This window comes from Nitratireductor aquibiodomus (assembly GCF_900105565.1).
Lineage (GTDB): Bacteria > Pseudomonadota > Alphaproteobacteria > Rhizobiales > Rhizobiaceae > Nitratireductor > Nitratireductor aquibiodomus.
Genome location: NZ_FNSL01000001.1, coordinates 3,223,726 through 3,237,310 on the forward strand (window position 1 = coordinate 3,223,726; position 13,585 = coordinate 3,237,310).

Sequence of the window (13,585 nt, forward strand, 5' to 3'; positions counted from 1 at the left end):
CATGGCAAAGACCGCGCCTGGCGCTGGCCGTTCTCGCCCTTGGCGCAATCGCGGCGATGGCGGCCTTCATGACCGTGGGCGCGAGAGGCAACTGGGATTTCGTGCTGCCTTTTCGTGGTGGAAAGCTGCTTGGCCTCGTTCTGGTCGCCTATGCGGTGGCGACCGCGACTGTGCTGTTCCAGACCGTCACGCAGAACCGGATTTTGACCCCTGCGGTGATGGGGTTCGATTCCCTCTATGTGGCGCTCCAGACCGCGCTGGTCTTCTTTCTCGGCACGCGAGACCTGGCGAATGTCGACATCCGTCTCCGCTTCGTGCTGGAGACGGTGCTCATGGTGGCCATGTCGATGGCGCTCTTTCACTGGCTGTTTCTCAGTCGCCAGCGCAGCCTGCATCTTGTGGTGCTTGCGGGGCTGGTGTTCGGTGTCTTCTTCCGCAGTCTCTCGCACATGATGCAGCGCATTCTCGATCCCAATGAGTTCATCGCTTTGCAGGACATGCTGTTTGCCAGCTTCAATGCGATCGACCGGCAGTTGCTGGCGGTCTCAGCGGTGATTGTGCTGGTTACGGCCTGGGTGAGCCGTCGTCTGCTGGCCAAGCTGGATGTACTGATGCTGGGACGCGATGCGGCGATCAATCTCGGCATCGACTATCGGAGTGTGGTCATGATGCTCTTTGCCGTGATCGCGGTTCTTGTCTCCGTATCGACCGCTCTCGTCGGCCCCGTCACGTTCTTCGGCCTGCTGGTGGCCAGTCTTGCCTATCAGGCGGTGGGCACGGACCGGCATAAATACACGCTGCCGGCCGCGACGCTGGTCGCGGTCATAGCGTTGGTGGGTGGGCAGACCGTGATGGAGCGCGTGTTCGGCTTCGACACCGCGCTCAGTGTCATCATTGAATTTACCGGCGGCCTCGCCTTCATGCTGCTGCTTTACCGGAATCTGAAACGATGATTGAAATCCAGAATCTCACCAAGCGCTATGATGACGCAACGGTTGTCGACGACGTCAGTCTCGCCCTGCCGGAGAGCGGCATAACCGCGATCGTGGGCCCGAACGGTGCGGGCAAGTCGACGCTTCTGTCGATGGTGGCGCGGCTGATCCCGTCGACATCGGGCCGGGTGCTGGTCGACGGGCTCGACGTGCAGGAAACGCCGGGTGCGGTGCTTGCAAAGCGGCTGGCGATCCTGAAGCAGAACAATCAGGTCGGCATGCGACTGACGGTGAGTGAACTGGTCGCCTTCGGCCGGTTTCCGCACTCGGGTGGCCGCCCGACCGTCGAAGACGAGCGGCACATCGACGAGGCGATCTCCTATCTCGGGCTGGATGATCTGCGGAACCGGTTTCTGGACGAGCTCTCGGGCGGACAACGCCAGCGCGCCTTTGTCGCCATGGTGCTGGCGCAGGACACGAAATATGTGCTGCTCGACGAACCGCTCAACAGCCTCGATATGAAACATGCAGCGGCGATGATGAAGCTCCTGCGGCGCACCGCCGACGAACTCGCCAAATCCATCACTGTGGTGATCCACGACATCAACTTCGCCTCCATCTATGCCGATCATGTGGTGGCGATGCGTGACGGACGCGTGATGCTGCAGGGCGGGGCGGGTGACCTGATGCAGGAAGCAGTGTTGCAGGACATCTACGATACGGTGGTGCAGGTGCGGGAAGTGGAAGGGCACAGGCTGGGCCTGCACTATCTCTAGGAACAGCCGCTATTTTCCATTGCCGCCGCGCACAGATTTGCGCCAGGACATGGGCGCGGTAAGGTGGATGATGCGGGAGCCATCGGCCGCGTCGCGATCGGAAAGCCAGTCGACTGCGGCGGCGCCAATCTCTTCAACCGGTTGCCGGAAGGTCGTTAGCTCGTAAGCATTCCAGCTGGCCTGCTCGATGTCGTCGAACCCGATGACCGAGAGGTCGTCCGGGATTGAGAGAGCAAAACGGTGTCGGGCAGCATCCATCACCCCGCATGCGAGGAGGTCGGTGGTGCAGAACACCGCGTCGGGCCGCTCCGCCCGCACCAGAAGCCGCTCCCCGAGAGCGAGGCCGCTTTCATAGCTGGTCGGGCCAAGCCGCTCGCACAGCACGGGGAGACCGCGCTTTTCGGCCTCGGCAAGAAAACCGTTCTCCCGATCGAGAAGACTTGGCGTGCCGGCCTGTGACGAGGCGAGCGCCAGGCGGCGACATCCCGCACGCAGAAACGAATCCAGTGCCACCCGCGCCGCTTCGGCATCATTGAGCCGGATCTGCACCGAGCCGGTGTGTGCATCGTCCCGGTTGATGAGAACGAGCCGTAACCCGTTTCGATGGCAGAGTTCGCTGATCGACCTTTCCGGCATGCCCGAAAGCACCACGGCAGCCTCGGCCCGGTAGCGGATCGCCTGTTGCAGCGCCACATCGACTGTCGAGTCGGAACGGTCGGTGTTGATGAGGATTGCCACGCGACCGGAGGCCTGTAGCCGTTCGGTCAGAACGCGGATCAGCTCGGAACGATAGGGAGTGGCCAGGTCAGCCCCGATCAGCGCGACGATGCCCGTCTTCTGGCTGGTGAGGCCACGGGCCAGGTGGTTGACCTGATACCCAAGTGCCTCCGCAGCTTCGAGAACCTTGCTGCGGGTTTCTTGCGAAACGCTCGCTCCGGGGGTGAACGTGCGGGAGACCGCTGCTCGTGAAACACCGGCGCGTGCGGCCACGTCCTTTGCGCTGACAGAGATCTTGCGTCCCGGCACTTTCGCTCCTGAATGCGGGCCCCGAATGCAGGCTTTGACGGAGTGGATTATAACCCGGCTCCATGGAAGGAAAATAGAACATTCGTTTCAAAATATAATTTCAAGTGAAATTTTTATGACGAACACATTGACAGCGAGGGAAAGCCGGATGAACATTGCACACGTGTGCAAAAAAGATCGATAGGCACCAAGGGAGGGTTTAATGAGGAAAAACTATCTGGCCACGGCTGCGCTTGCTGCCGGTTCGGTTCTTGCGTCGCAGGCCGTGGCGAATGCGGCTGAACTAAACCTTATCTGCTCGGCAGATGTGGTGATCTGCGAACTGCTCGTCGAAACGTTCGAAGCCCAGCACGACATCGACGTTTCCATGGTGCGGCTGTCGTCCGGCGAAGCCTATGCAAAGGTTCGCGCGGAAGCGCGCAATCCGAAGACGGATATCTGGTGGGGAGGCACCGGCGATCCGCATCTTCAGGCGGCGGCCGACGGGCTGACCATGTCATACAAGTCGCCGATGCTGGATGAGCTTCTGCCCTGGGCGGTCAAGCAGGCCGAAAGTGCCGACTACAAGACCGTTGGTGTTTATTCCGGCGCACTCGGCTGGGGCTACAACAAGGAGGTGTTGGCCGGAAAGGGCATCGAGCCGCCGAAATGCTGGGCGGATCTGCTGAACCCGGCGCTGAAGGGCGAAATTCAGGTGGCGAACCCGAACTCGTCGGGCACGGCCTACACAGCGCTGGCCACTCTTGTGCAGCTCATGGGTGAAGACGAGGCGTTCGAGTTCCTCAAGAAGATGAACGACAATGTCTCGCAATACACCAAGTCGGGTTCCGCGCCGGTGAAGGCTGCTGCCCGCGGTGAGACCGGGATCGGCATCGTCTTCATGCATGATGCGGTTTCGCAGGCGGTCGAAGGTTTCCCGGTCGGCGTTGTCGCGCCCTGTGAAGGCACGGGCTACGAGATCGGCTCCATGTCGATTGTCGAGCGCGCCCGCAACGTCGAAGAAGCCAAGACCTGGTATGACTGGGTGCTGAAGCCGGATGTGCAGTCGCTCCTGAAGGAAGCGAAGTCGTTCCAGATTCCGTCAAATGCTTCGGCTGAGGTGCCCGAAGAGGCGCCGAGCCTCGACGAGGTGAAGCTGATCGACTACGACTTCACCACCTATGGCAGCTCGGAAAAGCGGAAGGCGCTGCTTGAACGCTGGGATCGTGAGGTTGGCGCCATCGCCAACTGATCTCGCGTTCCGGAGCCTCGGGTTCCATTGGGGCGGAACCCGAGGCGCTTCTCACGCACAGGACTGCACATGATGACGCGCGAAAACCGTCGGCTCGACCTCACGTTCGGGCTCGGCCTTGCCGCAATTTGCCTTCTGCCCTGGTACAGGGTTGAAGGCGGGTTCTTCGCCCTTGAATGGGTGGCGGAGATGGCAGGCGAACCGGATCTCTATCCCGGACTTCTGCAGCTCTTTCTGGGCCGCTTCTGGCTCTTAATCGCCTTCGCCCTGTTCGCGGCAGCGATAGCCACACGGTTTACAATGCCCGCCGGAACTGCGCGCGGAGCGCGACTCGCTCTCATCGGAGCAATCGGGGTCGGCTTCATGGCCCTGCAGGGGCTTGCCATCACTTTCTGGGGGTGGGCCTGGGGCATCGGCGATGCACTGTTCGGCCCGCTGGACCCCGGCCAGCCGGCCTTTGGCGCGGGCGCGGTCATTCTCTCACTGGGCTTTCTGGCCTTCATCGCCTACGGGCTGGCCGAACGCGGAGCCATGAAGGGCGACGCCTTCACGGTCGGCTCCATCATCCTTCTGATCGCGCTCGTGGGCGTCTTCGTCTTCTACCCCATAATTTCGATGTTCGCCGGCTCCTTTCAGGACTTCGACGGCTCCTTCAATCCCGACGGCTTCATTCGCAACATTCAGGATCCGGCCATCTGGAGCCTCGACTGCGTGATCGGCGGGGCGCGGTGCGGCGTGGCCTGGCGGACGCTCTTTCTGGCCGTGATGACGGCAAGCGCCTCGACGCTGCTTGGTCTCGCCTTCGCGCTGGTGGCAACGCGAACGGGCTTTCCGGCAAAGAAGGGTCTCAGGCTTCTCACGGTTCTGCCCATCATCACGCCGCCTTTCGTTATCGGTCTTGCGCTGACCATGATGCTTGGCCGCTCCGGGCTCGTGACCGGATGGATCGAGGCGCTGACGGGGATCGAGCTCGGGCGCTGGCTTTATGGCCTGACCGGCATCTGGATCGCTCAGGTGCTTTCCTTCACGCCCATCTCCTTCCTCGTTCTCATCGGTGTGGTGGAAGGCGTGAGCCCATCCATGGAAGAGGCCTCGCAGACATTGCGGGCCGGGCGCTGGCGCACCTTCCGCAAGGTCTCCCTGCCGCTAATGGCGCCGGGGCTCGCCAACGCGTTTCTGATCGGCTTCATCGAAAGCATGGCGGATTTCGGCAATCCGCTGGTGCTTGGCGGAAGCCACGGGGTTCTGTCGACCGAGATATTCTTCGCCGTGGTCGGCGCGCAGACAGATCCGTCGCGCGCGGCAGTGCTCGCGATCATCCTTCTGACATTCACGCTTTCCGCCTTCATGTTGCAGCGGGTCTGGCTCGCAGGGCGCAATTTCGCAACAGTGACGGGCAAGGGGGATTCGGGAAAACACGCGGCGTTGCCCGGTCCACTCGTCGCCCTGCTTTATGCAATCGTGGTGCCGTGGATCATCTTCACGCTTGCGGTCTACGGCATGATCATCTTTGGCGGCTTCGTCACCACCTGGGGCCTCGATCACACGCTGACGCTGGAGCATTATGCACGCGGCTTCTCGGTCGAATGGCGCGAGGGTGCGCTGGCGTGGACCGGCGTGGCCTGGGACAGTTTCTGGACCACGATGGAAATCGCGCTGATCGCAGCGCCGTTGACGGCGGCGGTGGGGCTGCTGACGGCCTATCTCATCGTGCGGCAGAATTTCTTTGGCCGGAATGCCTTCGAGTTCGCGCTGATGATGAGCTTCGCCATCCCCGGCACGGTCATCGGCATCAGTTACATCATGGCCTTCAACCTGCCGCCCATCGAAATGACAGGCACGGCGCTGATTCTGATTGCCTGCTTCGTGTTCCGCAACATGCCGGTGGGCGTGCGCGGCGGCGTGGCGGCGATGAGCCAGCTCGACAAGAGCCTGGACGAGGCCTCCATCACGCTGGGTGCAGGGAGCCCGCGCACGATCCGACGGGTGATCCTGCCGCTGCTTCGGCCGGCGATCATGGCGGCACTGGTTTATTCCTTCGTGCGGGCCATCACCTCGATCAGCGCCGTCATCTTCCTGGTGAGCGCGAAGTACAACATGGCAACGGCCTATATCGTGGGGCTGGTGGAGAACGGCGAATACGGCATCGCCATCGCTTATTCCTCGGTTCTCATCCTTGTCATGATCACCGTGATAGGCGGGTTCCAGCTTCTGGTCGGTGAGCGCCGGCTGAGACGGGAAAACGCAGTCAGTCGCCCGGCCGCGAAGAAACGCGCCCGATCCAGTCTGGAGGCAAAGGCATGAGCAATTCGCAACGTGGTTCCGTCCGTTTTCGCAATGTGCGCAAGGATTTCGGTTCGTTCACGGCGATCCACGATCTCGATCTGGAGATCGAGCCGGGCACGCTGGTGACGCTTCTGGGCCCCTCGGGCTGCGGCAAGACCACCACATTGCGCATGCTGGCCGGGCTGGAGACGCCAAGTGCGGGCACGATCGAAATCGGCGGGCATGATGTGACGCGCCTGCCGGCCAATGAGCGCGATGTCGCCATGGTGTTTCAGTCCTATGCGCTGTTCCCGCATATGAGCGTGCTCGACAATGTGGCCTATGGGCTGGAGGCGGGCGGCCAGTCGAAGGCGGAGGCGCGGGAGAACGCGCATGCGGGCCTGGCGCTGGTGGGGCTCGAAGGATATGGCGCGCGCCTGCCGGCGGAGCTTTCCGGCGGGCAGCAGCAGCGCGTCGCCGTTGCCCGCGCGCTGGTGCTGGAGCCGCAGGTGCTTCTGCTCGATGAGCCCTTGTCCAATCTCGACGCGAGGCTGCGCCGCCGTGTCCGCACCGAAATCCGCGAGCTGCAGCAGCGGCTCGGATTCACCGCCGTCTATGTGACGCATGATCAGGAAGAAGCTTTGGCCGTTTCCGACCGGATCGTGGTTATGGAGAGCGGACTGGTTGCGCAGGAAGGTCCGCCGCGCGAACTCTATGAGGAGCCGGCCTCCGAGTTCATCGCCGACTTCATGGGCGAGGCCAATGTGCTCGCCTGCGAAGTGCTGGACATCGCGGAGGGCCGCGCGACGGTTCAGGTGGGCGGCTTGCGACACACGCTGCCGACACGCAAGGCGGCACGTCCCGGGCCGGCAAAACTGGCCGTCAGGGCAAACGCCATCCGCCTCGAGGCGGGCGGCGATGCCAGCCTGCCCGGCCGCATCCAGAGCTCGGCCTATCTCGGCGACCATGTCGAATATGAAGTGGAACTAGCATCCGGAACAATCTTCGTCGTCGACAATGCGACGACCGACCCGCTGCCGCCGGCGACCGATGTTTCCATCGGTTTCCGCGATCGCGGCATAGCCTTGATAACCGCATGACAATGACCATTCAGGAGAACCGCGTGTCCCTTTCCGATACCGACCTTGCCGACCGGCTTGGTTTTGCCGAGACCATGGCAAAGGCTGCGGGGGCTGCCGCCCTCGACTATTTCACACGGCGCGATGAACTGGTCATCGAGACCAAGCGCAACCCGCAGGATCTGGTTTCCGAGGCTGACAAGAAGGTCGAAGAGCTGATCCGGGCCGAGATCGCAAAGCATTTTGGCTCAGACGGCGTGCTTGGCGAGGAATACGGGCTGACCGAAGGCACGAGCGGGCTGACCTGGGTGATCGATCCGATCGATGGCACAAGCGCCTTCCTGAACGGCATGCCGAACTGGTGTGTTTCCGTGGGTGCCGCGGTCGATGGCGAGCCGGTGCTCGGTGTCATCGTCGCGCCCTGCTTCGACGAGTGCTACAGCGCCCGCCGTGGCGGTGGGGCAACGCTGAACGGAAAGCCGATCCGTGTTGCGGACCAGCTCAATCTTCGCAACGGCGTGGTGGGGCTTGGCTCCAATGATCGCGTGGCGCCAGCGGATGCCGCGCGCATCGTCGAAAGCCTTTTCAGGATCGGCGGTACGTTCATACGCAACGGTTCCGGTGCGCTGATGCTAGCCTATGTGGCGGCGGGCCGTCTGGTCGGCTATGCGGAGCCGAGCATGAATGCCTGGGATTGCATGGCAGGCTATTGCCTCGTCAGCGAGGCCGGCGGCACGGTTCTGCCATTCCCGCGCGATGGCTTCCACGCACCGGCGCGTGTGCTTGCAGCCACCGGCGGCAGCTATGCCGAACTGGAGCAGATTTCGGCCATCGCCCAGAGCTGACCCACTTACCAGCCGGCAAAGCGCTCCAGCAATTGCGGGTCCACCTTGCCGGCTTCCACATCGCTTAAGGCCTGATCGAGAATGGCGATCCCGCGAAGGGCTTCGTCCTCGCTCATTGTCAGGGGCGGGGTGAATTCCAGCACGTTGGAATTGAGGCCCACATAGTAGATGACAAGCCCGAGCTGAAAGGCGCGGTAGACGGTGAGCGCCGTCTGCTCGATGGCGGGCGTGCGGGCTTCGCGGTCGCTGACAAGCTCGACGCCGATGGCAAGCCCGTGGCCGCGCACATGGCCGATGAGGGGGTGTTTTTCCTGCAAAGCGCGCAGGGTGGAAAGCATCGTGTCGCCGACCTTTGCGGCGTTGGCGACCAGATTTTCGCGCTCGATGGTTTCAAGCACGGCGAGGCCCGCCGACGCGCAGACCGGATTGCCATGCAGGGTCTGGAAGGAAAAGGTCGAGGCGTGGTTCATGATGGCTTCGGGGCCGACGACCGCCGATATGGGGAGGCCTCCGCCAAGCCCCTTGCCGAACACGACGATGTCGGGCTCGATGCCGCTGTGCTCGAACGCGTGGAGGCGTCCGGTGCGGGCGAGACCCACCTTCACCTCGTCGCAGACAAGCAGAATGCCGTGCTTGCGGCAGAGCCGCTCGATCTCTCTGAAATAGCCCGGTGGTGGCACAAGCATTCCGCCATCCGACTGGATCGGCTCGATGAAGAAGGCTGCCACGTCCTGCGGTGAGACGGAGGTGGCGAAGAGCTCTTCGATATGGGCGAGCGCTGCCTTCGATGCGGCTTCCGGGCTGCCCGAAGCATAGGAATCCGGATAGGGGACAAGGCTGAGGCCGGAAGCCTTTTCGATGCCACCCTGTGCGGGGTGCCCGGAAATAGCAACGGACCCGACCGTGCCGCCATGATAGGCACCCTTGAAGGAGATGATGCGCGGGCGGCCGGTTGCCGCAACAACGGCGCGGGCAACGGTTTCGTTCGCGTCCGAGCCGGAATGGCCGAACCAGACGCGGCCGGCGGCGCGCTCCGGCACCAGCGAGAGCAGTTTCTCGGCAAGGAGGACGCTGGGCTCGTTGGCGGTGGAGAGGTAGCTGGCGCCGGCCTGATCGGTCAGCGCCCGGTTGACGGCGTCGGCAAGCGCGGGGTGCCCGTGGCCGAGGCTGGCCGCCCCCCAGGAGGCGGCGAAGTCGAGAAGGTCGCGCCCATCATCGCCGCGCAGCATCGATCCCTTGCCGCCTGTCACCGCCTGCGGGAAAAAGCGCAGATGAGCGAGCGTGGAAACGCTGCGGCTTTCGCGTTCGTAGAGACCGGTCATTCTGGTTCTCCCCCCTGGACGGCTGATCAGTAGACGGCTTCGTAGCGCGCGCAGCGTTCCGCCTCGGAGAGATCGGCGGTTTGTGCAAGCTCGCCGCGCTTGTGCTTGAGGTAGACGTCGAGCGCTTCCGCGCCAATCCACTCGGCCACGCGCGGGTTTCGTTCGAGGCGATCCAGCGCTTCACCGAGCGACTGCGGCAGGCGTACCAAGCCGCGCTCGGCAAGCGTTGCTGCCGGCAGTTCGGAGAGGTCTTCTTCCGTGACCTGCGGTGCGGCAAGGCCTTCTTCAATGCCCTGTGCACCGGCATGGGCAAGGGCTGCGAGAACCAGATAGGGGGAAGCGGTGGCATCGGCTGCCCGATACTCGAAATTATACTGCTTTGCCGCGCTTTCCGCACTGGCGCTCGTCACCGGGCAGATGCGCACGGCGGCCTCGCGGTCGTGATAGCCCAGATTGTTGAAGGCCGCGCTCCAGCGGTGCGGCGTGAGGCGTGTGTACGAAATGGCCGAAGGTGCGGTCAGCGCGACAATGCTGTCCATATATTTTAGGATGCCAGCGATGAAGGAGCCGGTTTTTTCAGCCATGCCCCACGGTGCGTCCGGGTAGTAGGTGGCGGGTGCGCCGTTTTCATCGACGAAGCTCATATGCACATGGACGCCATTGCCGACGCCGGCGGGATCGCGGATCGGCACGAAGGTGACGGGCTCGCCCATGCGCTCGCCGACAAGCTTTGTGACCGCACGCACCTTGACGGCGGTGTCCGCGGCGGTGACGCCGAGATCGGGCCCGTTGGTGACCTCGAACTGGTCGGTGCCGTATTCCTTCAGGAAGGTATCCGGCTTCACACCGGCCACTTCAAGCGCGGCCATGACCGTTTCGCCGAACGCGCGGTGCTTGCCGAAGCTCGCAAGGCCGAAGGCTTCGCCCGGCCCTTGCGCGGGATTGCGGGACTGGAATTCGTGCTCGAAGGCGGCGACAAGACGCAGGCCGGAGACATCTTCGAGCCGCTTCAGCGCGGTTTTCAAAATGGAGCGTGTGCAGCAGCTCCACGGATCGCCGTCGAGATGGAGGATGTCGCCAAGCACGAAGCGCTCGACAGGGCCGCCATCTTCGAGATCGAGCGTGACGGCCGTGTCGGCATCCGGCACGAGGATCAGATCGCCAAAGGAGCCGAACGGGCTCTCGGCAATCGTGTCGAAACAGGTGATCTGCACATTGGTGGGCGTCCAGCCGACGCCCTGGCGGAAGCGCTTTTCCATTTCCTTCAACGGAAAGGCCTTGCCGCGCGTCACGCCGGAAAAGTCCGAAGTGGCGGCAAACATCAAGGGATTACTGATCATCGTCGCGTGCTCCATGATCGAAGCGGAGCGAGTCCCAGGCTTCGATGCGTTTGCGGGTTTTGTCCCAGTTGGTTTCGGCAATGCGGGTCAGCATCGCCTCCATCAGCACCATGGCGCCGGAATAGCTGTCCCAGACGGTGCCGCTTTCGATGGGGGTGGCGAAGACCTCGTTGGCGTGGTTGGCGGCGGGTGACATCCATTTGTCGGTCAGGACAACGATCTGGACGCCGCTTTGCGCCCTGGCGCGGCGGGCAAGCTCGGCCAGATTGCGCTGATAGCGGCGGTAGTCCACCATGAACAGCACGTCTTTCGAGCGCATGCGAAGCATGTATTCCGGCCAGATTTCCGGGTCCGCCGGCAGGTGAAAGACGCCGCTGCGCACCTGGCGCAGATGGCGCGAGACGTAAAGCGCGATGGCGTCGCTTATGCGGCCACCGATCAGATAGACGTTGCGCTTTTCATCGCCCAGAAGATCGCAGACGCGCTCGAACTGAGCGCTGGTAATGGCGGATGCCGAGGCGGAAATGAGGTTGACGGCGCGGGAGACGAAATCCTCCAGATAGTCGCCCTGAATGGGGCGGTCGCCCACATGAAGATCGAGCGGCGAGCGGTTCGACTGGCGGATTTCGTCGATCAGATGACGCTGGAAATCCTGATAACCCTGAAAGCCGAGCTTGGTGACGAAACGCGAGATGGACGGCGATGAGGTGCCGGTCTTCTTCGCGAGGTCCTGGATCGTGTCGAGGCCTGCATAGGGATAATCGAGCAGCAGCGCGGTGCACAGCTTCCTTTCGGTCGCCGTGAGCTCGCTCGACAGGTTCTCCAGCCGTTGTCTGACTTGCATTGATCTCCTCCGAGGCGAAGAGACGATTTTGAAAATCATAAGTCAATATGAAAAATTCTGGTTGACTATGAAAAAATAATATCAAAGCTAGAGGAAGGGAGTCAGAGGGGAATTCATGTTCACGTCATCGCGCCAGCATTTCACTGCAGCCGCTCTCGCCACAATTATTCTGGCGGTGGTGGGGGTTGTCGTTGCCGGTCTTTTCGGTGCCGCTGCCGAGCGTGTGCTGACTGTTTTCTTCATCTCGCTCATCGCCGTCACGGGCATTGGCGTCTACAGCGGCAACAGCGGAATCCTGAGTTTTGGCCATGTCGCCTTCATGGGCATTGGCGCTTATGTTTCGGGCCTTCTGACGCTGCCGGCGGGGCTGAAGATGGCGACGCTGCGCGGGCTGCCTGACTGGCTTGCGGCCACCGAGCTCTCGCTCATTCCCGCCATTGTCGTCGCGGTTCTGGTGACGGCAGTGATTGCGCTTCTGATCGGCATTGCCATCGGCAGGCTTGAAGGCTCTGCCGCCTCGATTGCGACGCTGGGGCTTCTGGTGATCGTGCATGGCGTGATCATCGGCTGGCGCGATGTGACGCGCGGCGCGCAGTCCTTTTTCGGCGTTCCACGCGACACGACGCTGATTATCGCCGCGGTGGCCTGCGTGATCGCGCTGATCGCGGCGCGCTGGTATCGCGATTCGCTTTCGGGCCTGCGCTTGAGGGCGGGCCGTGAGAACGCCATTGCGGCCAAGGCCGTTGGCATCAATGTGCAGCGCGAACGCCTTGTTTCATGGGTTCTGAGTGCTGCGATCATGGCGCTTTCAGGTGCGCTGATCGCGCATTTTCTGGGCGCGTTCAGCCCCAAGAAATTCTATTTCCACGACACGTTCCTGCTTCTGGCGATGCTCATCGTCGGCGGCATGACAACGGTGACGGGCGCCATCTCCGGCACGATCCTGATCACGGTGATCACCGAAATCCTGCGCCGCTTCGAAAGCGGTCTTTCCATTGGCGGTTTCGAGCTGCCTGCCGTATTTGGCACGACGCAGATCGGCATTGGCCTGCTCATCCTGTTTGCCATGTTCCGCATGTCGGAAGGCGTGATGGGGCTGAAGGAATGGGAAGAGCGCGTTTTCCCGTTCAGGCCGAAGCGGGGCCGGGCCGAGGCGCTTGGCAAACGCACGAGCGACGACCGGCTGAAAGTCGAGCATGTGTCGATGCAGTTCGGCGGCCTGCGCGCGGTGGACGATGTGAGCATCTCCGTCAATCCGGGCGAGATCCTGGGCCTTATCGGCCCCAACGGCTCTGGCAAGACGACGCTTTTGAACATCATCTCCGGCGTGCTGAAGCCGACCGAAGGCGATGTGGTGCTGGGCTCGAAGTCTCTCACCGGCGTGGCATCGGAGAAGATTGCCGACGCCGGCATCGCCCGCACATTCCAGAACATCCGTCTGTTCCCGACGCTGACCGTCTATCAGAACGTTCTGGCGGCGGCCCTTTCCACCCATGGCGGAAAGAATGCGGAGGAGCGGGCCGGTGCAGCACTCGCCCGCCTCGGTATCGAGGAACGCGCCGGCGAGGATGCGGGCACGCTGTCATATGGTGAACAGCGCCGGGTGGAGATTGCGCGCGCGCTCGCCTGCGAACCGACGCTGCTTCTGCTCGATGAACCGGCTGCCGGCATGAACCGCGAGGAGACCGACGATCTGATCGAACGGCTGAAGGTGCTTTCTGCCGATCTGGGACTGGGCGTCGTGCTCGTCGACCACGATCTGAAACTGATCAACGAACTGTGCGACCGCATCGTCGTGCTCAACGAAGGAAAGCTCATTGCGGATGGCGCCCCGGCCGCCATCCGGGAGAACCCGGCGGTCATCGAGGCGTATCTCGGGCCGGGCAAGGCCGCCTGACAAACGAATGAAAAAGAAAGAGGGAACC

At 62.6% G+C, this 13,585-nt stretch carries 11 protein-coding genes; 7 read left to right on the top strand and 4 right to left on the bottom strand.

Going from position 1 to position 13,585, the window contains the following annotated elements:
- The first annotated feature begins 56 nt into the window (after positions 1–56).
- A complete protein-coding gene (locus BLW55_RS15280; RefSeq protein ID WP_244509177.1) occupies positions 57–953 on the top strand; it encodes an iron chelate uptake ABC transporter family permease subunit in 897 nt (298 codons plus the stop codon).
- Positions 950–1,708, top strand: a complete 759-nt coding sequence (locus BLW55_RS15285) for an iron ABC transporter ATP-binding protein (protein ID WP_090329365.1) — start codon at positions 950–952, stop codon at positions 1,706–1,708. The genes BLW55_RS15280 and BLW55_RS15285 overlap by 4 nt, the downstream gene beginning before the upstream one ends.
- 9 nt (positions 1,709–1,717) lie before the next feature.
- Here the strand turns inward: BLW55_RS15285 and BLW55_RS15290 are convergent, their stop codons facing one another.
- Positions 1,718–2,734 (bottom strand): LacI family DNA-binding transcriptional regulator, encoded by a 1,017-nt coding sequence (locus BLW55_RS15290; protein WP_090329366.1) that lies wholly within the window; start codon positions 2,732–2,734, stop codon positions 1,718–1,720.
- Positions 2,735–2,936: 202 nt separating this feature from the next.
- Between BLW55_RS15290 and BLW55_RS15295 the strand changes: the two genes are divergently transcribed.
- The 4 genes from BLW55_RS15295 (at position 2,937) to BLW55_RS15310 (ending at position 8,154) form a co-directional block, all read left to right on the top strand.
- On the top strand, positions 2,937–3,965 hold the full coding sequence (locus tag BLW55_RS15295) for an ABC transporter substrate-binding protein (protein WP_007006894.1): 1,029 nt from the start codon (positions 2,937–2,939) through the stop codon (positions 3,963–3,965).
- A gap of 72 nt (positions 3,966–4,037) precedes the next feature.
- Positions 4,038–6,269: an ABC transporter permease gene (locus tag BLW55_RS15300; RefSeq protein ID WP_090330019.1), complete on the top strand. Its 2,232-nt coding sequence runs from the start codon at positions 4,038–4,040 to the stop codon at positions 6,267–6,269.
- Positions 6,266–7,330, top strand: a complete 1,065-nt coding sequence (locus tag BLW55_RS15305; protein ID WP_065816465.1) for an ABC transporter ATP-binding protein — start codon at positions 6,266–6,268, stop codon at positions 7,328–7,330. Before BLW55_RS15300 ends, BLW55_RS15305 begins: the two co-directional genes overlap by 4 nt.
- The gene (locus BLW55_RS15310; protein ID WP_090329367.1) at positions 7,327–8,154 is read left to right on the top strand and encodes an inositol monophosphatase family protein; all 828 of its coding nucleotides are present in this window, start codon (positions 7,327–7,329) and stop codon (positions 8,152–8,154) included. Before BLW55_RS15305 ends, BLW55_RS15310 begins: the two co-directional genes overlap by 4 nt.
- A gap of 5 nt (positions 8,155–8,159) precedes the next feature.
- Here BLW55_RS15310 and BLW55_RS15315 read toward each other — a convergent pair whose 3' ends face one another.
- The 3 genes from BLW55_RS15315 to BLW55_RS15325 are packed head-to-tail and all read right to left on the bottom strand — an operon-like array spanning position 8,160 to position 11,660.
- Complete coding sequence (locus tag BLW55_RS15315; RefSeq protein WP_090329368.1) at positions 8,160–9,476, bottom strand: aspartate aminotransferase family protein; 1,317 nt, start codon at positions 9,474–9,476, stop codon at positions 8,160–8,162.
- A gap of 26 nt (positions 9,477–9,502) precedes the next feature.
- Entirely contained in the window at positions 9,503–10,816 is a 1,314-nt protein-coding gene (locus tag BLW55_RS15320) for a glutamine synthetase family protein (RefSeq protein ID WP_244509094.1), read from the bottom strand.
- Entirely contained in the window at positions 10,806–11,660 is an 855-nt protein-coding gene (locus tag BLW55_RS15325) for a MurR/RpiR family transcriptional regulator (RefSeq protein ID WP_090329370.1), read from the bottom strand. Before BLW55_RS15325 ends, BLW55_RS15320 begins: the two co-directional genes overlap by 11 nt.
- Before the next feature lie 115 nt (positions 11,661–11,775).
- Between BLW55_RS15325 and BLW55_RS15330 the strand changes: the two genes are divergently transcribed.
- Positions 11,776–13,557, top strand: a complete 1,782-nt coding sequence (locus BLW55_RS15330) for a branched-chain amino acid ABC transporter ATP-binding protein/permease (RefSeq protein WP_090329371.1) — start codon at positions 11,776–11,778, stop codon at positions 13,555–13,557.
- Positions 13,558–13,585 lie beyond the last annotated feature (28 nt).